Raw genomic sequence first — 26,760 nt, 5'->3', positions numbered from 1 at the left:
GCTCGATCGGTAGATTGGATCTACGAAGTCAAAACTGGCCCTGCGAAGGAGGACGAGGAGATGAGTAGGGAACGAATTCGCGCGCAGGATTGGATTCTCGTGTGTGACGGATCGAAGGCACTGCTCTTGCGCAACGACGGGGATGCGCAAGACTTCAACCTTGTCGAAGTTCGAACGACAATCAACGAAGGCGCGGCAACACACGATCTGGGGGACGATCGACCGGGGCGGGTCTACGGCTCCGTCAGCGGCATCAGGAGCGCCGTCGAGGCTCCTGATCTGCACGACCGCGCGGAACAGGCTTTCCTCGCCGGCGTGGCCGCGGAGATGGATAGCGACATTGCCAGCGGCGCGGTCAAGCGGCTTCTCCTGATCGCTCCACCACGCGCGATGGGGTTTCTGAGATCACATCTCAAGCCTGCGTCGACGAGCGCGATCGTTGCGGAGATCGCGAAAGACTTCACGAAGATGCGGGTCTCCGAGATCGAGTCCCGATTGCGGGCCTTCAACCAATAAAGATCTCCGCCATCGGCCGCGCTGCCAACAGGAGGTGCCACCATGTTTGCGAGGGACATCATGACCAGTCCGGTCGAAACGATCGGAGAAGATCAGAACGTCCGGCGTGCGATCGACATCGTCAACGCAAGTAGGATCGGGGCAGTCCCGGTCGTCGATGACAAGGGACAACTCGTTGGGATCGTGACGGAGGGCGACCTCCTGCGCCGCATCTCCTCCGCGGGCGGCAGACGTCCGGTTCCGAACACGCGGGATCGCAATGATGCGCTGGCGGATTACATCAAGGCACGGAGCTGGCGCATCAAGGACGTCATGACAACGCCGGTCATCAGCGCGCTACCGACTGCAACGATCACGCAAATTGCCGATCTGCTTCTTGCGCATGTCATCAAGCACGTCCCGGTCGTGGACGCAGGCCGTCTGGTCGGCATGGTTAGCCGCAGTGACCTCATGCACGCAATAATGAACGAGCCTTCGAGCCTAGTTGCTCTCGGCGACGATGCGATCCGGACGGCCGTGAAGGCCAGGCTGGAAACCGAATTGGCAATTGGACCCGCGAACGTGCAGGTCTCGGTGCAGGACGGACTGGCAAGCCTTCACGGCGACGTTGAAACGCCGATGGAGCGCGAGGCAGCAAGAGTCGCGGCAGAAAGCGTGCCCGGTGTGAGAGGTGTGCATAGCGATATCCAGATCGCTCGTCATATGGTGAGCCGCATGAAGCCGCCGGCCTGATGGCGGCGATCAGTCGAGGAGCTGCCGGAGGCGGATCGCAAGATCCTGCGCGGTATAGGGCTTCTTCAACCAGCTCGCCTTCGGTATCGGGCGACGGGCTATGCTCGGCTCGGCATAGCCCGACGTAAACAGCACCTTCAGATCGGGTCGGAGCAACACGGCCCTGCGCGCAAGTTCGTCCCCCGTCATCCCCCCCGGCATCACGATATCCGTGAACAGCAAATCTATCGGCTCGTCCTTCGACAGAAATTCAAGCGCATGTGCGCCGGTCGACGCTTCGATAACGGAGTAGCCGGCCTTGGTAAGCCTCGCAACAACAATCCGCCGCACGCGCTCGTCGTCTTCCACGACCAGGATTTTCTCGCGTCCGCCGAGCTGCGCATCCGGCCTTGCCGCATCCCGGGGATCGCGCATCGGCGCAGCGCCGACTGCGGGCAGATAGATGCGGATCGTCGTTCCCTTGTCGATCTCGCTGTAGAGCTGGATGTGTCCGCCCAGCTGCTTGACGAAACCATAGACCATGCTGAGACCAAGGCCGGTGCCTGACCCCACTCCCTTGGTCGTGAAGAACGGTTCGAAGGCCCGTGCCTTCACCTCCTCGGACATCCCGGTTCCCGTATCCGTCACGGCCACCAGGACATAATCGCCCGGCCTCACCTGGGGGTACATGTTCGCATAGTCCCGATCCAGTTGAGCCCGCGAGATCTCCAGCGTCAGGCTTCCGCCGGTCGGCATCGCGTCCCGGGCGTTGAGCGCCAGGTTGAGCAAGGCGTTTTGAAGCTGCGAGCTGTCCACCAATGCCGTATGACCACTCCCCCGAATGCGGGTTCGAAGCTCGATGGCTTCACCCAACGTCCGCCGTAGAAGTTCGGAGAAGCTGGACAAGAGAGACCCGACATCGACGCTTTTCGGATCGAGGGGCTGACGCCGACCGAAGGAAAGAAGCTGGCTGGTAAGCTTGGCGCCGTCGTCCGCCGCATCCTGCGCCTCTCGCAGCAGTTCCTTCTGTGCTTCATCGTGCAGGCTGCTTTCGAGCATCTCGAGATTGCCGCTGATCACGGTCAGAAGGTTGTTGAAGTCATGGGCGATCCCACCGGTGAGCTGTCCGACGGCTTCCATCTTCTGTGATTGCCGAAGCTCCTCCTCGATACGCTGGCGGCTTGTCAGATCGCGAATGAATCCGGTGAATATCCGTGTGTCGTTGGTCACCGTTTCGCCGACCGACAGTTCCATCGGAAAGATGGATCCGTCCTTCTTGCGTCCCTTGACCACACGCCCGAGCCCTATAATCCTGGCCTTTCCGGTGCGCAGGTAGTCGGCAATGTATCTGTCGTGCTCCTCGCGGTAGGGGGACGGCATCAGCATGCGCACGTTTCGGCCGATCACCTCGCGGGAGGAGTAGCCGAACAGCTGTTCGGCGGCGCTGCTGAAGGAGGCAATCGATCCTGTTTCATCGATGACGACCATCGAATCCGGCACGGTTGCGAGGATGGATCTCAGGTGCGCCTCGCGCCCGGCAAGGTCCTCCTGGACCTTGCGCGTTTCCGAAACATCCGTATTCGTCTGGATGACGACGGGCGCAGGCGAATTCGCGTCGAAGACCACCCAGCGCGTGGCAATCGTCATGGGATGTCCGTCTTTGTGATGGTGAACGACGTCGCCTTCCCAGGTCAGGCCGGCGTAGACATCCCTGCGGATATCCTCGATCGAGCGCGGCAGCTTCGTGCGGAGCAGCCTGTGGACCACCTGCCCCACGGCCTCCATCCGCTTCCAGCCATAAAGACGTTCGCAGCCGGAGGTCCAGTGACTGATGACGCCATCCACGCCGTGAATGATGACGCTGATATCGTCGAAGACGCGCGCGATTACATCGAGATCCTGTGCCGGTGCAAACGGAGCTGTGACATCAGCTGGCATTGAAGCCTACTTTCTAGTGATGATAGTGCCTTGGCGCATCGTCAACGGTGTCATCGCCGTCAGCTTCGTCTTCTCCGGCCCGTTGCACAAGCGCCGACTTTTTCAGCACGAGTATTTCATGCCTGCGTCCAGCCGACAGGATGCCCTGCCCGGCCAACTTCGTAATCGTGCGAGAGACTGTCTCGATCGTCAGTCCGAGATAGTCCGCAATGTCCAGCCGCGTCATGGGAAGGTTGATCACGTTCGGCTCGTAGCTCTGCGCCATGCTCTTCTGCAGGCGGGCGAGGAGAAAGCTGCACAGGCGCTCTTCCGCGCTGCGGCACGACAAGAGCACCATCTGGTCCTGAGCTGCTGCAACCTCGTCGCAAAGTTGGGTCAGAAGCATGGGGCGCAAGTCGGGCCTCGCGAGCAGCTGCTTTTCGAATTCCACTTTTGTCTGCCGCTGGAACGAGACGTTGTCCAAGGCCTCGGCGCTATACAGGTAGCGGTTCTTGAATGAGACACCGACGACATCGCCCTTCGCGAGAAATCCCGTGATAACCCGGCGCCCGTCGTGAAGCTGGCGGCAGATGCGCAAGTTGCCCTCGCGGATCACGAAAAGGTGGAGCGCGCGATCGCCTTCGAAAAAGACGATCTGTCCTGGCGCCACACGCTCGATAGGGTTGCGTACGAAAAGCATCGCGAGCCCGCAGGGTTCGTCCACCGTTGCTGCTTCTTCAAAGAGGGGGCGGATATTGAGATTGCTCGCCAGCATGATGTTGCTTCCTCCAATCATGATGACTGCAGTAGATGGCCGCAACGTCACATCGTGATGCCGCTTCTGTGTCTCTTGGTGCAAATGTGTGACGTTGTGTGACAAGGCTGCCCCGCCCTGCGACGAACAAATCTTCTCAACTCAGGAGAACCCAACGCGCCACGTTTTGACATGGGTCAAGGCCATCGAGGCCGGATGAGAAAACAATGAGGAGAACGTAAGCGGAGAACGACCGATGAACCATCCCGCGCTGACATCAACCGACCTCAAGAAACTGTCTGTCGCGGTACAGAACTGGTACAGGCATTATCATCTGCCACTGGACGAGACGATTTCGTCCCACGTCTGCGCGGCAGCGATCGCAATCTACCAGGATGGTGCAATCAGCATCGATGACATCTCGCGATTGCTTATCGCCCGAGTTCCGCCCGGGCAGGTATCCGCAAAGATGCCCCAAACCCTCCAGTAGTCTGGCGCTTCGGCATGCCGAGCGGCGTCCGACAGTGGCGCGCTGGCGATGTGGCGCTCCACGACAACGAACCGGAAAACCCTAGTCGGTCTGGATCGCAACGCGGCCGGAGATATCGTTCATATAGATGCCGTAAAAGAGATGCGGTGATGCGTGCGCCGGCGCGACCTCGTCCGGCTTCATCGACCCGATCTCCCACCAGTTCATGTGTTTCTGGAGTAACGTCCACGCGTGAAGCCGTTCCTCGTGCCAGGCATCGTTATCCGGGAACTCCTGAAAAGTGCCGTCCAGCACCACGCTTTGCCAGCCTCCCTTGGTCTTCCATTCTTCTACCTGGAGGCACACCTTCGGGTTCTGCCGCATCCAATCCACCTTATGCCCCGGCATCGAGAAACTGTACGCCACTCTCGACTGGAACGCGAAGTAGATGGGCACGATGTAAGGCTGCCCGTCGTTGCTACAGCCCAAATGGCCGAAATGAGCGGCTGTCAGCATTTGAAGGCATTCCGCATGCGTCATGTTTTTGAGGGCCATCGACATTTCAATCGCTCCGTTCAATCAAAGACGATCGTCGACCGATCTTTGGAGATGAGAATCTGATCGGGTGAAATCGCCATCCGCGCGGTAGAAGAGAACGCTCAATATCGTCGCGATCATCAGGATGAGGACAAAAAGCAACGCGTGATCGAGCAAGAACCATCGCAGCCATCTATAGCCATCTTGGGCGTGCATGTTGGCGACTCCGCGCGTTCAGCAGGGCTGGATCCAGCCCCACCAATGTTGGGTACGAATGGGCTCAGCCGGTGACGGCGAGGTTGTTGGTGACGCTGATAACGCCGGGCGTCGACCAGGCCGCCCGCTCCGCGGCGGTGCGCTCACGCCAGCCGGCAACGCCGCCTTTCAGCGTAACATTACCGCCGGCAACAGCGACCTCTATATGGTCTGCCTCCACCTCCGCGTTGCGCTTCAACGCACCCACGATGCGGCTTTTCACGTCGGGGATCGACGCCGCGGGCTTGATCGACAGGACATTCGTCACGCCGATGACACCGCCGAGCTTCATCACTGCCTTTTCCGCCGCAATTCGCTGGAAGTGCCACGGAACCTCGCCCGATAACGTCACCCAGCCCTTCTGAACTCTGACGTCAATCGCACCGTTTGGTAAAAGCGCATCCCATTCAATGATATCGAGAGCGCGGGCGGCGATCTCGTCGTCGGCATGCTGCTTGCGCCCCGCGTACCGCACCTCAAGTGTCTCGGCGAGCGCGCGTACGCCCTTGACCCGCTTAACGGCCATCTCGGCGGCAATCTTCTCCGCATAGCTGCCGACATGGCCTGAAAGAGTGACAACGCCCTCCTCCACAGCGACGCCGATATTGGCTGCATCGACGCTCGGCTCAAAGCCAAGTTCGTCGATGATGTCCTGCCGTATTGCGAGATCGTTCATGACACTTCTCCGTTGAACAGCTTCCACGAGATTTCCGCTGAGAATCCTCCCGTTTTGCCGAGGTCACATTGCGTTTGATCAAACCAGACGAAATTGTCCGCCGAGGTTCCGGCAATAGCTCCAGCGCGAATTTCATGCGGCTTGCCAATCGAGAGCGAGGCCATTGCTCCGCCGCTACAATCACAGCATCTCGACCCTATGGGGACCGCAATACCGAGTGCGAAGACCGTTCCTGCGCACCCGGCGAAGAAAATCGTTCACCTCGGACAATGACATCGAGCATAGCCGACCGCTTTCGTCGGCAACACGGCCGGAATAGTTGGCTGAAATCCAATGAAGCCCGCGTTGAGTGCTGACCGACACCTCCCAATGTTTCTCGCTGCTCTTTTCAACAATGAAGTCGGGGAGCGAACTGTGCTGTTCGAGAGTCTGTGGCGGCTCAAGCTGCATTTGATGGCGTTGGGGGTGTCGGACAAACATCACTATGCTCCTCGGTCGTTGAGACCGCGGGAGTATGGCGAACCGACTGACCTTCTTCTTTGACCGGGATCAAGGTTCCGAATTATCGGACATGCTTTGATCATTGGGCTCGGTTTCGAGCGCAACTGTAGTGGGATTCGGCTTCCGGATCTCCCGGTACACAGGAGACGATCATGCCAGATACATTCCCTGTCAAAACAGAACCCAAACCGCCAGCCCCGGCTCAAGGCGGTTTCTGGTCGCCCTTTGAATCACTGCGGACGGAGATCGACCGCCTGTTCGACGACTTCGGTCCGTCTTCATGGCGCCCGCTGACCCGCTCATTCTCAGGGCGGGCTGCAAACGAATGGGTCGTGTCGCCGGCTGTCGATGTGGTCGAGAAGGACGATGCCTTCGAAATCACCGCGGAGGTCCCAGGACTTGACGAGAAGAACATCGAAGTCAAGCTGGCCAACGGCGTCCTGACGATCCGCGGAGAAAAGTCCGAAGAGAAGGAAGAAAAGGACAAGTCCTATCATGTTTCGGAGCGGCACTACGGCTCATTCCAGCGGTCCTTCCAGCTTCCGGAATATGTTGACGCCGACAAGGTGAAAGCAGCCTTCGCCAAGGGCGTTCTCAAGGTCACGCTTCCGAAAACCCCAAATGCAAAGCGCAATGATCGGAAGATCGAGATCACAGCCAGCTGAGGCCGCATAAGGGTGGCGCGCATCCGTGGCACCACCCTGCGCTACCTGCCTTTGGACGCGCTGTGCCTTCCCGCGCTGGCGGAGGTCACAGGAATGGATCAGGCCAATGATCAACGAGACATCACGCACGACAGATGCACTGCTTTCAGCTGCCGGATACTGCGCTGAGGAGCGATCAGGAGGAGACGAGACGATGGGCGTCACTGTGCTTTCGAAGGCCGATTGGCCGGCATACTTCTCGCGGCTTGGAAAGGCCGTCGAGGGAAGAACAATCAAGATCGAGGTCCTCGGAGAAGCGCTCGGCGACCAAGTTCTGGTGCGCTCGGCTTCACTAATCGGTGCGACATACGAACCGAAAGAGGATGCCCTCGAAATCTCCGTCAAGGGAATGACCCACGTTGTTGATCGGCCGCAAAAGGTCTCGGTGCAGGACGATAACGGCAAGATCCTCGCCATCGAGGTGGTCGACGTTGGAGACCGGCATCAACTCATGACATTCGCCTAGTCGATGCCGTATCTAATCGGCGCCCGATGCGCGGATGAACTGGAGGCTCGCGATCGATGAACGTGAGGGCGGGGACAGTGAACTTCGAGGCGAGTACCGCTGCCACGCGTGATCTGGAAGACCTCGCGACCATAAGCGGGAGCTCGCAGGACAAGGCTTGCGAGCTGCTTCGTTCAAGCCAAGTAGGCATATCATCGTCCGAGGCTCAGCTCCGGCGCGATCAATACGGGCCGAATATTGTCAGCCGGGAGCAGCGTATGCCGCTGCTTGCCGAGATCTGGTCTCGCGCCAAGAGCCCTCTGAATGCGCTGCTGTTGGTTCTCGCATTCGTGTCCTATACGCTCGGAGACGTCAGAGCCTCGATCGTCATATTCGCAATCGTGGTCCTTTCTGTCGGCATGGCCTTCATCCAGGAGCATCGTTCCAGTCAGGCGGCGGCGCAGTTGCGCGCGATGGTGAAGACCACTGCGACCGTGCATCGACCCCGGGATGTGCATTCCACGTTAGAAGAAATTGCTGTCGAAGACCTCGTGCCTGGAGATGTGGTGCAGCTTTCGGCGGGTGATCTCATGCCGGCCGATGTCCGCCTGCTCGAGGCCACGGATCTCTACGTCAACCAGTCCGCGCTGACCGGCGAGGCAATGCCGGTCGAAAAGCAGGCGGCTCCTTGTCATGACAATATCGAGGGGGCTCTGGACCGGAGCAATCTCTGTTTTATGGGGTCGAACGTTGTAAGCGGCTTCGCCCGGGCCCTGGTGATCCGGACAGGAGCCAACACCTTCTTTGGCGCACTGGCCGAAAAGGTCGCGGCGCAGCAGGAGGAGACGGCATTCGATTGCGGCATCCGGCGGTTCACCTGGCTGATGATCGGCGTGACCGTTGTCCTCGGCCCCCTCGTCTTTGTCATCAACGGCATCACCAAAGGAAATTGGCTGGAGGCCTTGCTTTTTGCGGTGGCGGTCGCTGTCGGATTGACGCCTGAAATGCTGCCGATGGCGGTGACGGTTAACCTCGCCAAAGGCGCCCTGGCGATGGCGAAGTCCAAGGTGATCGTAAAGCGGTTGAACGCAATCCAGAACCTCGGCGCAATGGATGTTCTGTGTACCGACAAGACCGGCACGCTGACGCAGGACAAGATCATCCTCAAGCAGCATGTCGACATTCATGGCGAGGACTCGCCGCGTGTGCTGCACTACGCATACCTCAACAGCTATTTCCAATCCGGACTGAAGAATCTTCTGGATGTCGCCGTCCTGGAGCATGGCGACGTCCATGAAGCGCTCCGCGTTGACGAACATTTCAAGAAGGTGGGAGAGATCCCGTTCGACTTCTCGCGCCGCCGGTTGTCCGTGATTGTCTCCGATGAACAAGACAAGCATGTCCTCATCTGCAAGGGGGCAGTTGAGGAGATATTCGACGTCTCTACACGATACGAGGACGCAGGCGTCATCGGCACCCTCGATTCCGGGCACCTGGAGACGGCAAAGCAAGAGACCGTATTACTGAACAAGAGCGGGTTTCGGGTGGTCGCGGTAGCATACAGGGAGATGAATGAAACGAGGCCGAGCTACGGCGTCGAAGACGAAAGAGACCTTGTTCTTCTCGGCTACATCTCCTTCCTCGACCCGCCAAAAGAGAGCGCATCGAAGGCGATCGCCGCGCTCGAAGCCAGTGGCGTACGCGTAAAGATCCTGACGGGCGATAACGAGGTCATCACCCGCAAGATCTGCGGTGACGTCGGCATCGATGCACAGGATATTGTTCTCGGCCCGCTGCTCAGCAAGATGACGGACGGCGAAGTCGCGGCCGCGACGGCAAGGGCAACCGTGTTTGCCAAACTCACGCCCGACCAGAAGGAGCGTATCGTTCAGCTCCTGCGGGCAAGCGGACACGTCGTCGGGTTTCTGGGCGACGGCATCAATGACGGCCCCGCGCTGAAGAGCGCCGACGTTGGCATATCGGTCGATAGTGCCGTCGACATTGCCCGGGAGTCGGCCGACATCATCCTCCTGGAAAAAAACCTGCTCGTGCTTCGCGATGGCGTGATCGAGGGCCGCAAGGTATTCGCCAACATCACCAAGTACATCAGGATGGGCGCAAGCTCGAATTTCGGAAACATGTTCAGCGTCGTGGGCGCGAGCATTTTTCTTCCATTCCTGCCTATGACCGCAATCCAGGTGCTCGCCAACAATCTGCTCTACGACCTCTCGCAGACAGCCATTCCGACAGACACGGTCGACGATGAATTTGTCGCTTCGCCAAGGCGGTGGGATATAGCCGGCGTCTTCAGGTTCATGGTGCTGCTCGGCCCCGTAAGCTCGATCTTCGACTACGTCACGTTCGCCATGATGCTGTTCGTCTTCAATGCCTGGGCAAGCCCGGCGTTATTCCAGACAGGATGGTTTGTGGAGTCGCTGCTGACGCAGACGCTGATCATCCACGTCATCAGGACGTCGCGCATACCCTTCATCGAGAGCTCCGCCAGCACGGCATTGATGACCGCCAGTCTCCTTGTTGCGGCCGTGGGTGTCATCCTGCCCACGACTGGCCTCGGCGCAGCGCTTGGGTTCGTTCCGCTGCCACTTCCGTATTGGCCACTGCTCGTGGTCATCCTGCTTCTCTACGCAGTATTCGCGCATCTTGCGAAACTTTGGTTTGTCCGGAGATGGGGCTTGTAGGCGCGGCGCGGCCTGCGGGTGCCCAATTGCGATGTATCAATGAAGAGAATGCTGCGATCTGGCTGAATGTGCTAGCAAAAGGATACTGTGATGGGGGCAGAGAGCAGCCAACGCGAGGCGCTGATGCAGCAGGAGACGGAGGCCGACGTGCGATCCGACAAGGCAGATGCGACGATGCCGCGAAAGCTCTCCGGCTTCATTTCAAGGATGGGGCGGGGTCACCAGGCGCTGCTGGTATTGCTGTCAGTTCTCCTGTTTGCCGTGGGCATCCTTCCGCTCGAGGTCCAGCGGCGGATCGTGAATGACGCGACGCAGGGAGCCAGCCTAAACGCAATCCTCGTTCTCGTCGCCGCCTACCTGGCGCTGGTCTTGAGCGAAGGCGGGATCAAGCTCGTTCTCAACGTATATCGTGGCTGGATTGGTGAAGTTGCCATCCGCTGGTTGCGCATGGTGGTCATCGATGCCGGCGAGCGCCATGCCGAGGGGCTCACGACGGTAGCCGAGGGCATCGAAATGTCGATCGTGCTTGCTGAGGCCGAGCCGGTTGGCGGTTTCGTTGGCACCAGCATATCCGAACCGGTGCTGCAGGCTGGCGTGCTCCTCGCTGTCGGCAGCTACATGATCTATCTGCAGCCGCTGCTTGCCCTGGCCGTCATCGCGGTATTCGTTCCCCAGGCCATCCTCGTCCCGGTTCTTCAGGGGCTGATAAATCAGCGCGTGAAAACGAAGATCACCGTCATGCGGCACCTGAGTGAGGAAATGGTCGACCATTCCTCGCCAAAATCACCGAAGCATCAGGCCGCCCGCGTGCAACGTCTCTTCTCGACAAATATGAGCATCTACAAGCTGAAGTATTCGCTCAACTTCCTGATGAACCTGATGTTTCAGCTCGGATACGCCGGGATCTTCGCGCTCGGCGGCTACTACGTCATCACGGGCAAGATCGAGATCGGGACGGTTGTCGCTTTCATCGCCGGCCTCAACAAGGTGTCCGACCCCTGGGGCGCGCTCGTCGACTGGTATCGCGACCTGCGCGTCACTCAGGTGAAATACGAACTGATCCGCGACGCGAGCGCCCTCGATCAGCGCCCGTCGAGTGGTGGAGCGAACTAGACGGACGTGGTCGGGCAAACGACGGAGGCAGCCGGTGGCGAAGGAACATTGGGCCGAACCTGACGACCTCCTGCTGAAGCGTGACACAGTTGATGGAACGAAACGACGTGAAGCGACTGCCGGTCATTTCGGACGGGAAGCTGGTCGGGATCATCGCGCGGTCGGATCTGCTTCGCGCGCTGACAAGGATGCAGAGACCGTCGGCTCCATCGACCGCCGATGCTCAGATACAGCTCGCCGTCGAAGCCGAGCTCGCAAAGCAGATCTCGAGCAAGAATGGCTTCATCCGCTGCCGGGTCAGAAACGGTGTCGCGGAATTGGCCGGCACCATCTTCGACGAACGGGAAAGACTGGCTGCGAAGGTCGCGGCGGAGAATGTGCCGGGTGTAACGGCGATTTCCGACCATCTGACATGGATCGACCCCTACTATGGAGTGGCGCTGCCACCGCCAGTCGGTGAGGAAGATCGCGTCTGACACAGTTTTAGTTCGGCATGCCGTTCACAGATTGACCTTCATCAAGGACGGCATGCCCCTCTCCTTTATGCTCTGCCCGAACGCTGACAGGTGGAACATGCCGGACCCCAAATTATCCTTCCATGGCGCAGCCGGATCTGTCACCGGCTCCTGCTTCATTCTGGAGGCTGCAGATCGCCGGATCATGATCGATTGCGGCATGTTCCAGGGCTCGAAAAGCGAAAAAGAGCTTAACTACCGCCCCTTCCCCTTCGATCCGACGGAGATCGATGCCGTTCTCCTGACACACGCTCACATTGATCACTCGGGTCTCCTTCCGAAGCTGGCGAAGGAGGGTTTCAGCGGGCCGATCTACGCCACGCGGCCGACCATGGAACTATGCGGGGTCATGCTGCAGGATTCCGGACATATCCAGGAGTCCGAAGTCAAGCAGCTCAACCGCCGCAGCCGCAGGCGCTCACGCGCTCCCGTGGAGCCCATTTACACCGCCGACGACGCCCGCATGGTGCTGCCCCAGTTCATCAGCGTGCCGTACCTGCAATGGCGGGACATGGGCGACGGGATCAGGTTCCGCTTCTGGAACGCCGGCCACATGCTCGGATCCGCCTCCATAGAGATCGAGGTGCCGGGCGCAGACGATGCGCGACGCCTGCTATTTTCCGGCGACGTCGGCACCCGCTTCAAACTGCTGGAGGGATTGCCCCAGGCTCCTTCAGGCATCGACTATCTCATCTGCGAAAGCACCTATGGAGACCGTGAGCGCGAGGACCTGACGCAGGATGCACGCCGCAACCGCCTGAAGGAAATCGTCGCGAAGGCGCACAGCCCAAGCGGCGCGCTTCTGATCCCGTCCTTTGCCGTCGAGCGGACCCAGGAGGTCTTGACGGATCTCATCGCGTTGATGGACGACGGCAGCCTGCCGCGTTTGCCGATCATGATCGACTCGCCACTGGCGTCGAGGGCCACCGAGGTGTTCAAGGCCCAGGCCGGAGAGCTTGCCAACGCGGCCGCCTTCATACGTGCTCTCAACGCGCCGAACGTCAGGTTCACCGAGTCCGCCGAGCAGTCGAAGGCGCTCGATCTGGTCCGTGGTTTCCACATCATCATTGCGGCGAGCGGCATGTGCGAAGCGGGGCGTATCCGTCACCGTCTGCGAAACTGGCTCTGGCGACCGGAATGCACCGTCCTTCTGGTGGGCTTCCAGGCATCGGGAACTCTTGGACGCATCCTGCAGGATGGTGCCCGCGTGGTGCGAATCCAGGGCGACGAGATTCAGGTGCAGGCGACGATCGTAGCCTTCGACGCCTATAGTGGTCACGCGGATGCCTCGGATCTGGAGGAATGGGTTTCGGCCCGGGCGCCGATCGGCAAGGGAGTATTTCTGGTCCATGGTGAGCCGGAAGCGCGTAGCGCGCTCACGAGCCGCCTGTCAAAATCCCTGACGGTCCCTGTGATGGAGCCCCGGCTCGATGACAGCTTCTCCCTGACCAGGGAGGGCGCGCGTCTGATCGAAGATGCAGCCCATGTCCGGCTTGCACCCGAGCAACTTGGTCGCCCGGATTGGCATAACGACTTCCAGAGCTTCGTCCTCGACCTCTCCGACCGTCTGAGCCAAGCCGCCGATCAGAAAGGCCGGGCTGTGATCCTTCGCAAGGTCAGGCGCGCGCTCGACCCTGGCGACGAAGACACCAAGGCAAAGGAGAACCACAATGCTGTGCACTGACCGGGATTTCAAACCCGCCGGCGAACACTTCGCCGTTCCCACGCAGGGCGAAGTGGAAGGCAGGCTGCTGGTGTCAGAGCTGGTCGCCGTCGCCTGCCTGCAGGAGCTTCTGAAGAAGGAGCATGCGCCTGTCATCGAGAGAGTTCGGCGCCGGATCCTGCGAGATCTGAAGAACCGGTGCCGCGCGTTGAAGCTCTGCGCCGATGATGAGAAGTCGACGGCAGATTACGCCTTGCAGCTATTGGAGTCCGCCGTTGCGGAAGCCAGCTCCCGGTAGCTGGCGACCAAGTGAGGTTCAGCATGACCAGGGAAGTGGGAGTAGTCTTCAATGCCGGTTCTTCGAGTTTGAAGATTGGCGTGTTCGATGTCGGCTCCGGGGTGGCCAAGCGTGTCGGCCGAGGCACTTTGTGTTTCGGTCAGAGCCCGCGGTTCACATATCAGGTGGGTGAGGATGTCCAGGAAATCGACCTGCCGATTACCGCAGACGGCATTGGCATCCAGGTAATCGCGAATGTTATCGATCGTCTGGTGCATGCTGACTGCCACATGGCATTTGTCGGCCACCGCATCGTACACGGCGGACTCCTTTTCAACGGGCCGACGCCGCTCAACGCGAGCACGATGTCCCAAATCGAAGGCTTGTCACGACTGGCGCCTCGGGAGCAGTCGCAGGCGCTGCAAGTAATCGACGCCATCTTCTCGCTCTATCCGCCAGTCGTGCAAACCGCATCCTTCGACACGGCCTTTCACGCCTCGCAATGCAGCTTGGCGGCCAGACTGGCAATCCCCACCTCGATGCACGAGGCGGGCGTGCGGAGATACGGCTTCCACGGTCTCTCCTACAAACATGTATCGGCCTGTCTGCATAGACTTGCGCCAGACATAGGTGGCGGCAGAGTTGTCTGCGCTCACCTTGGAAACAGCGCCAGCCTTTGCGGCATGGTCGATGGAGTGAGCATTGACACCAGCATGGGCTTTTCAGCTCTCGATGGCGTCCCGATGGCCACGCGGCCGGGAGCTATGGATCCCGGCGTCCTGCTTCATCTACTCAGATCCGAATTGTCGGATGCCGACAAGCTGGAGGATTTTCTCTATCATCGATGCGGGCTTTTCGGGGTCTCGGGGACAAGCGGCGATACCCAAGCCCTCCTTGAGGACTTCCGCCCCGCCGCCAGGGAAGCCATCGATCTGTTCTGCTTCAGAGCTGCGGGCGAAATCGGCCGTCTCGCCGTTTCGATTGGCGGCGTCGACGCGATCGTCTTTACCGGCGGCATTGGCGAGCACCAGCCTGAGATCCGCCGGGGGATCGAGCGGCACCTGTCATGGATGGGCCTTTCCCTGAACGAGGCAGCCAACAAAACCAGCGCAACCGTGTTGAATGCCAGGGACAGCACCATTGCTGCATTCGTCATTCCCACTGACGAAGAGCAGGTCATCGCCGACGAGGCACTCGCCACCATCAATCGACATGGATGTCATTGAGGCTTCGCAACCAATATCTGAAGAAGCGCCGCCTCATCCTTGCCGGAGCGCACCGCTATATCACTGAGGGTTGCCTCGGATGCTGCGGCGGCAAATCCAGCACTGGTCAACTTCTGGACAAGCGCCTCGGGCGTCGTCCCTAGAAGCGGCGCGACCTGGGATGCGGGATTTTTCAGGATGGCGCTGGCAAAGGCGAAGTGAGGAGGGCCGCCAGCACGGCCACCCTCGGCTCCCGACGGCACCGCGTAATAGAGGGCGGCAGCCAGCGAGATCACCAACGCAATCGCCATCGGCGCCCGTCGGAAATAACTGGAAAACGCCTTCCAGTTCTTCCAAAGGTGAAAAGCGAAAGGAGCGATCAGAACCATACTGAGCCACTCGTGCATACCATGAAACCAGCCTTGGCCGACATGGAAGAAGAGCGCGATTCCAGAAATCAATGAAACAAGAAACAAGCCAGTGATGAATGGGGTTGCGTAACGCTTTATGAGGTTCGTCATTGTCCACCTGTTGGTAATGGCGGGATCATGACATGGCACTTCGCATGGCGATAGTTAAACATCGTTCATAGAGGGTGCCTCACCTACCTTCGCCGCTCCCTAGAATGATAGACCGCCCATCGCAGTGCGTTTTTCCCTGTTGCTCGCCAAGGATTGAGGTTCAACGCCTGCAGGCATCGCCATATGCGCCGCGCTGCTACCCTTGGGGTCTTCTTTGTTCGATAGCGAAACTGTGGGCAGCGTCAGAGGCGACCCGATCTTGAGTGGCTGCGCAATGTCATGTGCGATCTGGTCTGCCACCGCCTCCTCCGTCCCCAGCGATGTGTCCGGGCGCTGGTTCAGGTCGTAGCTGTCCGACCAGAGGACGGCTCCATCGCTCTGGCGCACGAGGCGAGCTGTGAGACGAAGCCGCTCCTCGTTCTCCCTTACACTGCTTTGCAGCAAGTAGCGCTCATCCCCGTTGGCGCCGGATGCTGCAGGCTGCAGCATCACCGTCAGCTTTCCGCCCGACACGAGTTTGACGACAAGCTCGTCTCTGAGGAAGCGAGAGATCTCCGCTGCCTGGCCGCTGCCGCCAGCATCATCGATAGGCTCCACGACGATCGTTGGCGCCGCCTTCACCTCAGCCGGCTTTTGTACCGGTGGCGTTGAGGCAAGTTGCAGGGCAATAACAGAGATTGTCGCGGTCCCGATGATCGAAAATCCAACGAATGCCCTCTTGAGGCCGGCCGATTGCCTCGAAGGACCATTGAGCCACTCGGCGCGCCTCACCAAAATGGGCGGGGGGTTCGTCGCGACCGCCGCAATCTGCACTCCGAAATCCGGATTGGTCGCGAATGACGGAACGTAGCCACCTTTGGGAATCGTGATCAGGACAGGTTCAGGCTGTTGCGACAGCAGATAGAAGCGCTCCAGCTCTCTCCTGATCCGGCAAGCCTCGATGCGGACCGCGGGATCATTCTGCGCGTCGAAGTTTCTTCTCGCAAAGACCGTCTCGGCGATCGTGTAGGCCTTCAGGTAGTGCGACCGTCCCTCAAGCGTCTCCTCGACCACATACCGCAGGAAGTTCTGCGCACGCGTCGGGAGACGGAGATCCTCGCTTGCGAGGATCCTCTCTAGCTGATCTTGCACGTCCGATTTTGAGGGTGCCGCGGCAGCTTCTTCAACAGCTCCTGCATGTACCATTGCCTTCCCCCTTCGTACTCACGGGTAGCCCCGAGGGATTGTTGCGGGACGACCAGACGTTGATCGTCGTTGCCATGTGAAGCAGCCCGATCGAGCCTTGCGATAAGGCGATGCGCTTCCCTGCGTGTGAGAAAGATCGCCGTGGCATCGACTTCGACCGGCGAGCCGGTCGCGGCATCAACGACGTTGAAAAGGCCATGGCGAGTCGGGACGCAGATGTACTTGGTTTTGCTCGTGAATTTCATGCGTAGCTCTTTCGATGCCGGCTCTCCGACTTATTTGATTGCGAAGCGCGCGATCCCGCAGACCGGGAGTGCCAACTTGTGATAAAGGCTATCAGTCTGACGCTGTCCCACATTGAGTTAAATCAAAATGAGAACGCCTCCGCTTGATCGGGCTCAATGCGTCGCAGAATTGATAAGGCATGCTTGATAGAAGGCAGTTTTACTTGGCGCTCAAGAGCGAGATACGCCGCGATGGGTTGGAATCATTGGTACGGATTTAGAAGCTACGTCAGATCCTCGCTGTGGATCGTTCCATTTATTGCCCTTTTACTATACGTCGGCGCCATCAGACTGGTCTACGCCTTCGATGCGTGGCCGGTCTTTGTGGACGTCTGGCCATGGGGCGTCGCGGGCACGCAACGCATGCTCGAGACGATCGTCACGATGACCCTGACCTTCGTTGTCTTTACCTTTGGCTCCCTTCTGGTTGCCATTCAGGTTGCCGGCGGTCAGTTGACGCCCAGAATTATCGCGACCACCCTTCTGCAGGACAACGCCATCCGCTTTACCGTTGGCCTCTTCATCTTCACATTGCTCTTTGCCGCCGGTGCTCTTTCGAGACTTGATACGACCGTACCTCACGGCGTCTCGGGAATGGCGGGGCTGCTTGGCTTCTTGTCCATCGCGGCGTTTCTCTACCTGATAGACTATGCTGCGCGCCTGCTGCGTCCTGTCAGCATCATCTTGAGGGTCGGTGAAAAGGGACATGATGTCATCAAGGATGTTTATCCTGACCTCGCTGATGGTTCCGATGACAGCCCCACCACGGCAGTGGGCACGCCTGATAAAGTCATCTTCCACAAAGCCAACCCTGCCATCGTCGTTGCCGTCAACATGCGGGGCCTCGTCGGACTCGCCGACGGAACGGATTCGATCATCGAACTTGTGCCGAGGGTCGGTGATTTCGTGGGCACTGGTGAAGTCCTCTTCCGTTTGTATGGTCAAAACCTGCCCGACGAACGCAAGCTCAAGGCGTTGGTCGCTCTCGGGCCTGAACGCACCCTGGAACAGGACTCGACGTTTGCGTTCAGGATCATCGTCGATATCGGCATCAAGGCCCTGTCGAAGGCAATCAACGATCCGACGACAGCGGTGCTGGCGATCGACCAACTGCAACGCCTGTTGTGTTTCGTCGGCGGACGGCATCTCCTTGGCGACCAGCTCCGCGGGAAATCAGGCAAATTGCGGCTGATCTGCAGAACGCCGAACTGGGAGGACTTCGTGCAGCTGACCTTCAGCGAGATACGGCTCTACGGCGCCGAGAACTTCCAGATTGCGCGCCGCATGAGGGCAGTGATCGAATATGCACTGGAGGTGCTGCCAGATAGTCGCCGCCCAACGCTGCTCGAGGAATTGGACCTCCTCGACCGGATGCTGGAAAAAATCTACGTCCTTCCAGAGGATTTGAAACTTGCACGGACGCCCGACTCGCAAGGATTGGGTGGCACCGGAAGACGGTTGAGCCCCGCTAGCCGCGATTGATTTCAAGACGAGGAGCCGGAGCCAGCCGGCTGAGCAGTCTTGCAACAGTAAATCCAACCAGAAGAGTGATGCAGGCGGCAAGAATGCACATTGTGCTGGACCGCGGGTCCGCGTCTGGAACGGCGGACAAGGGCGCAAGCGCAGCGCCGACATTCCTGGTGGACACTCCAAGCGTAACGACGCTGCGCTTGTCGTATCTCAGCCCGAACGAAAGCGCATAGGAACAAGCCGCCAGTGCGAAGTAGTAGATGAACTGCGCGGCGATCGCCCAGGTGCCAACCGCACTCAGCATGTCCTGCCAGTTCTGCAGCACGGCAACGGCCAGAAGTATGACAATGTTGACCGCGACCAGCTTTCTGATGATCGGATCACTTCTGTCGGCCCATCTTTTGGAGAGGCTTCGAACGGCGATGCCGATGGCAAACGGCGCCAGCACCAACAGCAGCAGAGGCCGCGCTATAACGCCCGCGCCCGCATGCAGATCCGGCGCTACAAAGGGCACCGCGATTGGCATCACGACGATTGTGCCAAGCGCTGCGATCACGATGAACGCTGCGGTATAGGCCGGATGGCCTTTCGCGACATCTGAAAGCAGGGGCAGAAACGGCGCACACGGCGTCAGCCCAAGCAGCAACAGCCCGAGTGCGTAAGGCCCAGGCAATGCGAGTGCGCGCGCGATAAACAGGGCAAGCAGTGGCCCGACGACAAAGGCCGAGAGACCGCTGGATATGACGAACCGCCGGTCGTGCAGTGCCGCCCAGGCTTCTCTCACATCGAGCTTGAGGCCCACATCGACCAGACTGCCGAGCATGAATGAAACAAGCGCGACATGCAGGGTGTATTTCAGCAGATCTGACATCCTCGCCACCTCCCGGCTTTCCTGGGCAATCATACTGCGACGGCCGATACCAGTCGTTGATCTCCTTCAATGTACTCCTGCGAAATCACGGCTAGGGACGATAGGATTGATCAATGCGGCATCCCTGCTTTGATCCCCGTCAATGCGCGTTGCAATCGTGCTCCTATTCTCGCCGTCGCAGATGAATGTTCTCGGAGGCAGCGATGGGCAACGTCCAGCAGATCCATTCCAGCAAATCGCCCCAGCCGTCCGGATTGGCAACGCGGCTGATAGGCGAACTGCGACAGGCGCCGCTTCTGGCGCTTCTCGTCTTCGTGCCCGCTGTTCTTTTGATCGAACTAGCGTCGCCGGATGCTCATACGCTGCTGTTTGGCCTGTCGGTCTTGGCGATCGTGCCGCTTGCAGCATTGCTTAGTCGTGCGACCGAGGCCGTTTCTGTGCGAACCGGAGACGCGGTCGGAGGTCTGCTTAACGCGACGCTCGGCAATCTGACCGAGCTTGTGATCTCGCTCGCGGCCCTCCAGGCAGGACAATACCAGCTGGTGAAGGCATCCATTGCCGGTGCGATCGTGACAAATACCCTCTTCATGCTGGGAGGGGCTTTCCTGCTCGGCGGCCTCAAGCACCACGTGCAGGATTTCAATCGCATCAATGCCCGCTTCCAGTCCTGCTTGCTGTTCCTGGCGACCGTCGCGGTCCTGGTTCCGTCTCTGATCAAGAACGTCGATCAGGCCTCCGCAGTGTCGAGCAAGCTGAGCCTTGGATTGTCGGTGCTGCTCATCGCCGTCTACGGGCTGGGCATGCTATTCTCCCTCAAGACACACCGCGAACTGTTCGCCAGCGTCGGCGAGGCTGAAGAACACGCTTCCTGGTCATTGTCGCTTTCCGTGGCGATCCTGCTCGTCGTCACGCTGCTGGTCGCCCTGGTGAGCGAGGTCTTTGTGGGCTCCGTACAAGCTGCCGCGGAGCAGATGGGTATGACGCCGGCTTTCGTCGGGTTTATCATCGTCGCCTTGGTCGGAGGCGCGGCCGAGATGACCACGGCCTTCTCGGCCGCGCGCTCGAACCGTCTTGACCTGAGCGTCGGCATCGCGCTCGGGAGCGCGGCGCAGATCGCCCTGTTCGTCGCACCCGTTCTGGTCATCACGAGCTATTTCCTGGGCCCTGCGCCGATGTCGCTCCAGTTCTGGCCCGGCGCGGTGACCATGATGCTCATCGCCACGATGGCGGCCACGTTCCTGTCCAACGGCGGCCACGGCACCTGGTATATCGGCGTTCTCGCCCTGGCGGTCTACGCCATCTTCGGGCTCACGCTTTTCCTGCTGCCGCCGATGGTGCTGTGAACGAAGATCAAGAACGACACTGACATTCTTCACGCAAATCGAAATTGCTGAAGGAACCGCAATACGGAGGATCGCATGCGCTACAGCCCCATTCTCACCTTTCCGGATGCCGCGCAGCAGGCAACGGTCTGGATCCGAGAACTTTCCGAACTGCTCGGCTGCGAGCAGCGCGTCGCATATGAGGTGCTGCGCACGATCCTTCACGGGGTACGAGACAGGCTTTCGGTGGATGACAACGCCAAGGTTGGCAACGATTTGCCCATGATGCTTCGCGGTCTTTATTTCGAGGCCTGGGATCCGATGAAGAGCCAGGGACACGATGATCTTCACGATCTGCCTGCGTTGCTCAACGCGGCTCTGCCCCGAAGCATCGTCTCAGACGCCGAGCTGTTTCCGAAAGTCCTGAAGCTGTTCGAAGCCCGCCTTCCTCGCAAGAGATCGAACAAGCTCGACATCGCGCTGAGGCTCTGCGCAACCACCGCCACGATCGGGAATCAGCTCACGTCTGTGACCCTGAACAAGCCCCCATCTGCCGCATGATAGGCTTCACCAATCGGACGATTGCAAAAGCCCGCCAGACAGTGTTCGAATAAGCTGTTCACAAGAGGCTTTCTGACATGAGATGGATAGTCGTCGGGCTGGTAATTTTGTTCTCGTCCATCGCGTCGGCAGCACCGCTGCCCGCCACTGCGCCTGATCAGAAAGTCGATCAGCTCTTGCAGCTGCTCGCAGACCCCGAGGTTCAATCCTGGCTGGAGAGCCACAAGGCCGGACAGGCCGCGTCTGTTTCCGACACGAGCAAGTTTGGCTTTGCAAAATGGGAAGCGTCGATCCGTGAGCGCGTCAACAACGTCCTGAGTGCTCTTCCGCGCGTGCCCGGGGAACTGAACGCCGCCGCAGCGAGAACGCGCGGCGAAGCCATTGCGAAGGGGTATGCGCCGGTCTTCGCGATCTTCGCGGGTCTTATCGCCATCGGGCTTGCGGCCGAAATGGTCTGGCGACGGCTCGTGGTGCGCAGCGACAGCACACTCGTGAGGCTTGGATCCATTGGCATATTCTCGCTCGTGACGGCCACGATCTTCTTCGCCGTGGATTGGCCCCCACTCGCCCGCCTGACGCTGCTTGCCTACATCATCGCGTTCATTGTCATCCGTCTGGCCCTTGCCTTGATGCCATTGATGCTTATGTCGCCTCCACAGCGGCGCCGTCTGTCCATACTCATCGGCATTGTGGTGGTTGGCATCGCAACATCTGCAATCACGGGACCACAGGGCATCGATCCTGATGTTGCGAATGCGATCGCCGTCAGCTTCTCTGTGATCGTGCTGGTTTTGGCCGTGGAGGCCGTCTGGTCGACGATGGAGACGTCGGCGTCGTGGAAGGCTGCGGCGACGGCGTTCGGCGTGGCGCTCTGGGTCGCCTGGTGCCTCGACATGAAGGCGCTGTTCTGGCTTGGTATCTACGCCATCGCCCTTCCGCGCGTCCTCAGAGGGACGGCACGCGTGACCACGGCGCTCTCTTCCGACACCGGCGGCTTGCGACACCTGTTGGTCACGCACGGAATCCGGGCCGCGGTCGTCGGCGTGGCGCTCGGTTGGCTGGCGCTCGTATGGCATCTCAACCCCGAAGCGCCGGGGCGGCAGGATCCCTGGATCGCGGCGCTTGTCTACGGAGGTCTGAAGAGCGTTATCGTCTTGCTTCTTGCCGATCTTGTCTGGCAGTTGGTCAGACACTGGATCGACCGTTCACTGCTGACAGCATCCGACACAGCGTCGCTTTCTCCTGCCGATGCCGCGCGCCGCGCTCGCATTCGCACGCTTCTCCCAATTTTCCGGAATGCAATCGCAGTCGTCGTCCTCGTCATCGCCGGCCTCATCGTGCTCTCGGAACTGGGGGTTCAGATCGGGCCACTGCTTGCCGGGGCCGGGATTTTCGGCGTCGCGATCGGGTTCGGCTCGCAGACGCTGGTGAAGGATATCATCAGCGGCGTCTTCTACATGCTCGACGATGCTTTCCGGGTCGGCGAGTACATCCAGGCGAAGGACTACAAGGGAACGGTGGAAGGTTTTAGCCTGCGCTCGGTCCGGCTGCGGCATCATCGCGGCCCGGTCTTTACGGTGCCCTTCGGCGACCTCGGCGCAGTCGAGAACATGAGCCGCGACTGGGTGATCGACAAGTTCCGGATTTCGGTGGGTTACGACACCAATATCGAGAACGCCCGCAAACTGACAAAGAAGGTCGGTGCCGAACTGAAGGAAGACAGCGAGCTGGGACCGCTCTTCATCGAACCCTTGAAAATGAAAGGCGTCGAGGAATTCGGAGACTACGGCATCGTCCTGAGTTTCGGAATGACCACCGTTCCCGGAATGCAGACCTATATTCGGCGCAAGGCCTACGCCAAGCTCCGCGAGGCCTTCCTGGCGAATGGAATAACCTTCGCCCAGCCTACGGTGCAGGTGGGCGGCGATGACAAATCTGGCGGAGCGGCCGCCGCTCAGGCGGCAGTCATGGCGCATGACGTGAAGGCTGCCGCTCCCTCGACTTAGGACCATCGCCGGTAACGCAGCCCCAATGACAGCTGTCGGACGAAGCCTTCATTGCCGGCGCTGCGGACATGTCGCGAGGCCGCGCCTCGCGACAACCTAGGCTTACCCCTGCAATCGTCGAAGAAGCACGCCCAGACGCTCCTCGGACGGGCAATCGTCGAGATCCCGCCGAATTGGAATGCCCCCGCCATCTCGATTGCGCACTTCGCTTGGGCTGTAGCCAAACGCGCGTTTGAAAGCGCGACTGAACTCGGCGCCATCGCTGAACCCCCGTTCTTCGGCAATCTGGAAGATCAGGCGCCGATCATTGGGATCGGTCAGCGCAGCATAGGCACTGAGCAGGCGGCGGTGCTGAATGTAATGCATCACGCCGCCAAAGGGCTCGAACAGGTTATAGAGCCGCGTCCGCGAAATGCCGAGCTCCCGTCGGACCAGCTCACTCCCCAGCTTCGGATCGAGCAGCCGGCCGTGCACCAGTTGCCGCGCCCTCTCGAGCAGCACATTGGCGATTGGCCCTTCGGCGGCCTCTATATGATCCGCGGATGGCGAGACACAGGCAAGGATCATCGCCCGTGTCGCTGCGACCAGCCCCGGAAGGTCTGCCTGGGTCAACGTTGGCAAGCGATTGGATACGTCAATGAGGTAGTCAGAGAACAACCCGCCCATGCCGGTGCCAAGCGTGGAAAACTCCGCCGCGCCAAGCGTCGCGGCTGTTTCCACGGATAGATCGCGCGGCACGAACAGCATGAGCATTTCGCTCTTGTCGACGGTACCGTTGAAGGAGCGACCAAGCGAATGGATCTGGACCTCGCCAGGCCCCGCGGCAAACCCGCTTCGTCCTCTGTCGGTGCGGATCTGGCCCGACTGCAAGACGGTCATCGTCCAGTGATCGACGGGATCGCGCCGGACATAGCCAGGCAGGCTGGAGAACGAGAGCCTATCCGTACTGATTTGCGCAAGCAGCAGACTTCCAAGATCCCAAAGCTTCTGACGCCCGCCGAAGTAGGTGGTCGTCGGGTCCTCGTCGGCCAGTTCGAGCATTGGCGAGAAACTATCGCGCCAAGCTGCAAACTGATCAGGTCGGGCGAGCCCATCGGTCGAGAATTCGAAGGACGGAAGATACTGTGCGTTCTCTTCAGCTGTTGTCGTATCGGCTGCCTCGCCATCCGAGCCGGAAAACCTCTCACAATCCAACTGCGGCTCCGGTGATCTGACATGGGTCGTAAGATCTTCCGTCATCGCGTCACCTCCCGTTGGCTGATGGGAGAGCGAGTTCGGCTACTGAGTGAGGCGGAACTCCGGCCCTGGAAAGCAGCGCTGAGCTTCGGCCGCAAATCGTCGACGAGATAGTCAATCTCTCTCGATGCGGCTTGAGCCTGCGGTCCAACCGATGAAACGGCATCGTCGACAGCCGTATCGCAGGCCACCACATTGCAGCCGCCATTGCAGCTTATGTCGTCTTCAGGCGTAAAATGCTGAACACCACTCGAAACGGCGACGTTTGTTTCGAGCCCGTGATTGAGTGCCAAGTCTGCCGCCATAGGGCGAATAGCAGATATGCAGTTCATTCGTACTCTCCTCTCGGGCCCACAAGTGAGGGCCTGGTGACGTCGGAATGATGCAAGCGTGTGTTATCTGCAGGCTTTGAACGCAGTGTCTCGTCGCACACGGCAGGTGTTGCCGCGCTTATCAGCGTTCATCTGGCTATTCGGGCATGCCAGCAAGGGCAGCCGTTGTTCCTCCCACCTGCAATCTAGCTCTTTCCCCCCCTTTCCTCAACTGTCAGATGAACCACGCACCGGCAGGATCGCCAAGTGCTGGTATCATATTGTATTCATGTCGAAAAATAGTCCCCACACAAGCCGCTTCTCCCTTACGGCTCGCGGTCTGTCGCAGCCATCGCGCTGCTCGAGAGCAGCGTGGCGACCCACTTTCCGGACGGCGTGCCCGCGCAGTAAACGATAAACGCGATCAGGATAGGTACGCCGATGAAGGCCCCTGAGATCCCCCACATGAAGCTCCAGAAGAACACCGCGAAGATGACGGCAAAGGGGGATATGGCCAGCGAAGCGCCCGTAAGCCGCGGCTCCAGATAGCTGCCGATGATGAACTGGATCACGTTCAGGCACGCGAAGATGATGACGGCCGTCTGCCATGAATCGAATTGCGCGATGGCAAACAACGTCGGAAGCGCCGTTGCGACGAACGCGCCAATAAACGGGATATAGTTGAGCGCGAAGGCGATCGCGCCCCAGGCAGCGGCAAGTTCCAGCCCCGCCGCCAACGCAAACAGCCAGACCGCCAATCCAGTAAGGATGCTTGCGAACGTCCGGACGATCATAAAGCGGCGCAGCTTTGCACCGATGATGCGATTGGCCGACAGGATGCGCATACCATGAGGTTGGGCAGCAGGCGCCGTAAGCCGGGCATTGAAATCCTCCACCTCGAGCAAGCCGAGCATGACGAAGATGAACACCAGCAACGCAAAGCCGGCGAAGCTGTTTAGGCGCCCAGCCATCCCCTGCACAAAGCGCACCAGCCAGCTGACATCGAAGCGATCAGCCAGTGGGCCTGCCACCGCGAGGCCATGCCCTTCCAGCCAGTTTGTCCAGTCGACATAGATCGTCTGGAAACGCTCTGCGTTGACAAAAAGCCATTGCGCGAGCTTGCTGAACCCCCAGGCGACTGACGAACCGATGGAGATGATAACCACCATCGTGATGATCAACGTGATGAGAAGAGCCAAAAGCTTGGGAAGCCAGCGCTGCAGCACAGCCTGGCACGGCCACACCAGCGCAATGACAAATAGGGAGAAGATAAGCGGCGCGAAGATCGATTGCGCGACGTAAAGCAGAGCGAGTACGAGGATGCCGGTCGCTATCGACCCGATCATGCGACTGCCACTTGCTTCGAGCATGCCCGCCCCTAAATTCTTGTTCTTACTGCCGGCCCCGCCCGCTACAAACGTCGGGGCCTGGCATCGCATCAAAAGCCGGTCCGTCACCGCGCGCAGGGCGACGGCTATCGCCTGCCCTTCCACGCGGGCCGAAATCCCGCCCGCTACCGCAAGTCAGCTGGTCGCTGTTGCTTTCTGCAACGCGTCACGCAAGACCTGCTCCTTCGTTTCATCGAGAGAGGTCTTGAGCACGACGCCGCCAAAAGGCGATATCTCCTTGAGAACCTTATCGGCCGTCATCTCCTGGATCAGGACGAACAGGGCACCATTGCCCGGCTGAAGATTGTTTGCGAGTTCCTTCATGAAAGCGTCGTTGATGCCGACATCGGTCAAGGCGCCGCCTATGGCGCCGGATGCAGCGCCGACCGCCACGCCCAGAAGCGGATTGAGGAAGAGGACGCCGATCAGCAAGCCCCAGAAGCTGCCAGACGCAGCACCTGCGGCTGTCGTATTGACCAGCTGGTTCAACTTGATCTTACCGGCCTCAGTCTTTGTGGCGATGACGGCATCACCCATTTTGATCAAGTACTCTTTCTGCAATTCGAACAAGCGTTGACGCACTTCTTCGGCTTTAGCTTCGGTCGGGTAAACAATTGCAATCAGATCAGACATGATTACTCCCCCCTC

26 protein-coding genes are annotated in these 26,760 nt (G+C 59.6%); 15 read left to right on the top strand and 11 right to left on the bottom strand.

Going from position 1 to position 26,760, the window contains the following annotated elements:
- Positions 1–60: 60 nt before the first annotated feature.
- The gene (locus tag A6U87_RS08295) at positions 61–516 is read left to right on the top strand and encodes a host attachment protein (protein ID WP_065690779.1); all 456 of its coding nucleotides are present in this window, start codon (positions 61–63) and stop codon (positions 514–516) included.
- A 42-nt stretch (positions 517–558) separates the two neighbouring features.
- The gene (locus A6U87_RS08290) at positions 559–1,248 is read left to right on the top strand and encodes a CBS domain-containing protein (protein ID WP_065690778.1); all 690 of its coding nucleotides are present in this window, start codon (positions 559–561) and stop codon (positions 1,246–1,248) included.
- 9 nt (positions 1,249–1,257) lie between these two features.
- On the opposite strand, the gene A6U87_RS08285 is transcribed toward A6U87_RS08290, so the two are convergent.
- Positions 1,258–3,165, bottom strand: coding sequence for a PAS domain-containing sensor histidine kinase (locus A6U87_RS08285; RefSeq protein WP_065690777.1), 1,908 nt, complete (start codon positions 3,163–3,165; stop codon positions 1,258–1,260).
- Positions 3,166–3,178: 13 nt separating this feature from the next.
- Positions 3,179–3,919, bottom strand: a complete 741-nt coding sequence (locus tag A6U87_RS08280; protein ID WP_065690776.1) for a Crp/Fnr family transcriptional regulator — start codon at positions 3,917–3,919, stop codon at positions 3,179–3,181.
- 235 nt (positions 3,920–4,154) lie between these two features.
- Between A6U87_RS08280 and A6U87_RS08275 the strand changes: the two genes are divergently transcribed.
- Complete coding sequence (locus A6U87_RS08275; protein WP_065690775.1) at positions 4,155–4,388, top strand: hypothetical protein; 234 nt, start codon at positions 4,155–4,157, stop codon at positions 4,386–4,388.
- Positions 4,389–4,469: 81 nt separating this feature from the next.
- Here the strand turns inward: A6U87_RS08275 and A6U87_RS08270 are convergent, their stop codons facing one another.
- Positions 4,470–4,928: a pyridoxamine 5'-phosphate oxidase family protein gene (locus A6U87_RS08270; RefSeq protein WP_065690774.1), complete on the bottom strand. Its 459-nt coding sequence runs from the start codon at positions 4,926–4,928 to the stop codon at positions 4,470–4,472.
- Between the two features lie 256 nt (positions 4,929–5,184).
- Entirely contained in the window at positions 5,185–5,835 is a 651-nt protein-coding gene (locus tag A6U87_RS08265) for a BON domain-containing protein (protein WP_065690773.1), read from the bottom strand.
- Between the two features lie 653 nt (positions 5,836–6,488).
- Here A6U87_RS08265 and A6U87_RS08255 point away from each other — a divergent pair.
- From A6U87_RS08255 to A6U87_RS08220, 8 genes are all read left to right on the top strand, one after another.
- Positions 6,489–7,001, top strand: coding sequence for an Hsp20/alpha crystallin family protein (locus A6U87_RS08255; protein WP_065690771.1), 513 nt, complete (start codon positions 6,489–6,491; stop codon positions 6,999–7,001).
- Between the two features lie 106 nt (positions 7,002–7,107).
- On the top strand, positions 7,108–7,506 hold the full coding sequence (locus tag A6U87_RS08250; RefSeq protein WP_244499449.1) for a DUF5335 family protein: 399 nt from the start codon (positions 7,108–7,110) through the stop codon (positions 7,504–7,506).
- Positions 7,507–7,562: 56 nt separating this feature from the next.
- Entirely contained in the window at positions 7,563–10,184 is a 2,622-nt protein-coding gene (gene mgtA, locus A6U87_RS08245; protein WP_065690769.1) for a magnesium-translocating P-type ATPase, read from the top strand.
- Positions 10,185–10,358: 174 nt separating this feature from the next.
- Positions 10,359–11,297 (top strand): ABC transporter ATP-binding protein, encoded by a 939-nt coding sequence (locus A6U87_RS08240; protein ID WP_244499453.1) that lies wholly within the window; start codon positions 10,359–10,361, stop codon positions 11,295–11,297.
- A 92-nt stretch (positions 11,298–11,389) separates the two neighbouring features.
- Entirely contained in the window at positions 11,390–11,773 is a 384-nt protein-coding gene (locus tag A6U87_RS08235; protein ID WP_342587880.1) for a BON domain-containing protein, read from the top strand.
- Between the two features lie 97 nt (positions 11,774–11,870).
- On the top strand, positions 11,871–13,496 hold the full coding sequence (locus A6U87_RS08230) for an MBL fold metallo-hydrolase (RefSeq protein ID WP_065690768.1): 1,626 nt from the start codon (positions 11,871–11,873) through the stop codon (positions 13,494–13,496).
- Positions 13,483–13,773 carry a hypothetical protein gene (locus A6U87_RS08225; protein WP_065690767.1) on the top strand — a complete coding sequence of 97 codons (291 nt, stop codon included), beginning with the start codon at positions 13,483–13,485 and terminating at the stop codon, positions 13,771–13,773. The genes A6U87_RS08230 and A6U87_RS08225 overlap by 14 nt, the downstream gene beginning before the upstream one ends.
- Positions 13,774–13,796: 23 nt before the next feature.
- Positions 13,797–14,978, top strand: coding sequence for an acetate kinase (locus A6U87_RS08220; protein WP_065690766.1), 1,182 nt, complete (start codon positions 13,797–13,799; stop codon positions 14,976–14,978).
- Here A6U87_RS08220 and A6U87_RS08215 read toward each other — a convergent pair.
- The 3 genes from A6U87_RS08215 to A6U87_RS08205 form a co-directional block, all read right to left on the bottom strand.
- Positions 14,972–15,478 (bottom strand): DUF4405 domain-containing protein, encoded by a 507-nt coding sequence (locus tag A6U87_RS08215; RefSeq protein ID WP_065690765.1) that lies wholly within the window; start codon positions 15,476–15,478, stop codon positions 14,972–14,974. The genes A6U87_RS08220 and A6U87_RS08215 overlap by 7 nt on opposite strands.
- Before the next feature lie 99 nt (positions 15,479–15,577).
- A complete protein-coding gene (locus A6U87_RS08210; RefSeq protein ID WP_065690764.1) occupies positions 15,578–16,609 on the bottom strand; it encodes a hypothetical protein in 1,032 nt (343 codons plus the stop codon).
- Positions 16,594–16,908: a hypothetical protein gene (locus A6U87_RS08205; RefSeq protein ID WP_065690763.1), complete on the bottom strand. Its 315-nt coding sequence runs from the start codon at positions 16,906–16,908 to the stop codon at positions 16,594–16,596. Before A6U87_RS08205 ends, A6U87_RS08210 begins: the two co-directional genes overlap by 16 nt.
- Before the next feature lie 231 nt (positions 16,909–17,139).
- On the opposite strand from A6U87_RS08205, the gene A6U87_RS08200 reads away from it, so the two are divergent.
- On the top strand, positions 17,140–18,429 hold the full coding sequence (locus A6U87_RS08200) for a DUF2254 domain-containing protein (protein WP_065690762.1): 1,290 nt from the start codon (positions 17,140–17,142) through the stop codon (positions 18,427–18,429).
- Here the strand turns inward: A6U87_RS08200 and A6U87_RS08195 are convergent.
- Positions 18,416–19,288: a bile acid:sodium symporter family protein gene (locus A6U87_RS08195; RefSeq protein WP_158007261.1), complete on the bottom strand. Its 873-nt coding sequence runs from the start codon at positions 19,286–19,288 to the stop codon at positions 18,416–18,418. The genes A6U87_RS08200 and A6U87_RS08195 overlap by 14 nt on opposite strands.
- Positions 19,289–19,491: 203 nt before the next feature.
- On the opposite strand from A6U87_RS08195, the gene cax reads away from it, so the two are divergent.
- From cax to A6U87_RS08180, 3 genes are all read left to right on the top strand, one after another.
- Complete coding sequence (gene cax / locus A6U87_RS08190; RefSeq protein WP_065690760.1) at positions 19,492–20,631, top strand: calcium/proton exchanger; 1,140 nt, start codon at positions 19,492–19,494, stop codon at positions 20,629–20,631.
- A 75-nt stretch (positions 20,632–20,706) separates the two neighbouring features.
- Complete coding sequence (locus tag A6U87_RS08185; RefSeq protein ID WP_083199322.1) at positions 20,707–21,171, top strand: DUF2267 domain-containing protein; 465 nt, start codon at positions 20,707–20,709, stop codon at positions 21,169–21,171.
- A gap of 77 nt (positions 21,172–21,248) precedes the next feature.
- Positions 21,249–23,177, top strand: coding sequence for a mechanosensitive ion channel family protein (locus A6U87_RS08180; RefSeq protein ID WP_065690759.1), 1,929 nt, complete (start codon positions 21,249–21,251; stop codon positions 23,175–23,177).
- A gap of 102 nt (positions 23,178–23,279) precedes the next feature.
- Here the strand turns inward: A6U87_RS08180 and A6U87_RS08175 are convergent, their stop codons facing one another.
- From A6U87_RS08175 to A6U87_RS08160, 3 genes are all read right to left on the bottom strand, one after another.
- Positions 23,280–24,416, bottom strand: a complete 1,137-nt coding sequence (locus A6U87_RS08175) for a helix-turn-helix domain-containing protein (protein ID WP_065690758.1) — start codon at positions 24,414–24,416, stop codon at positions 23,280–23,282.
- Positions 24,417–25,050: 634 nt separating this feature from the next.
- Positions 25,051–26,094: an AI-2E family transporter gene (locus A6U87_RS08165; RefSeq protein ID WP_065690756.1), complete on the bottom strand. Its 1,044-nt coding sequence runs from the start codon at positions 26,092–26,094 to the stop codon at positions 25,051–25,053.
- 153 nt (positions 26,095–26,247) lie between these two features.
- A complete protein-coding gene (locus A6U87_RS08160) occupies positions 26,248–26,745 on the bottom strand; it encodes a DUF1269 domain-containing protein (protein ID WP_065690755.1) in 498 nt (165 codons plus the stop codon).
- Between the last annotated feature and the right edge of the window lie 15 nt (positions 26,746–26,760).

This window comes from Rhizobium sp. AC44/96, assembly GCF_001692185.1.
In the GTDB taxonomy this organism is placed as follows: Bacteria; Pseudomonadota; Alphaproteobacteria; order Rhizobiales; family Rhizobiaceae; genus Rhizobium.
The sequence above is the reverse complement of the archived record's forward strand: the minus strand, read 5'-3'. Positions and strand labels throughout refer to the sequence as shown.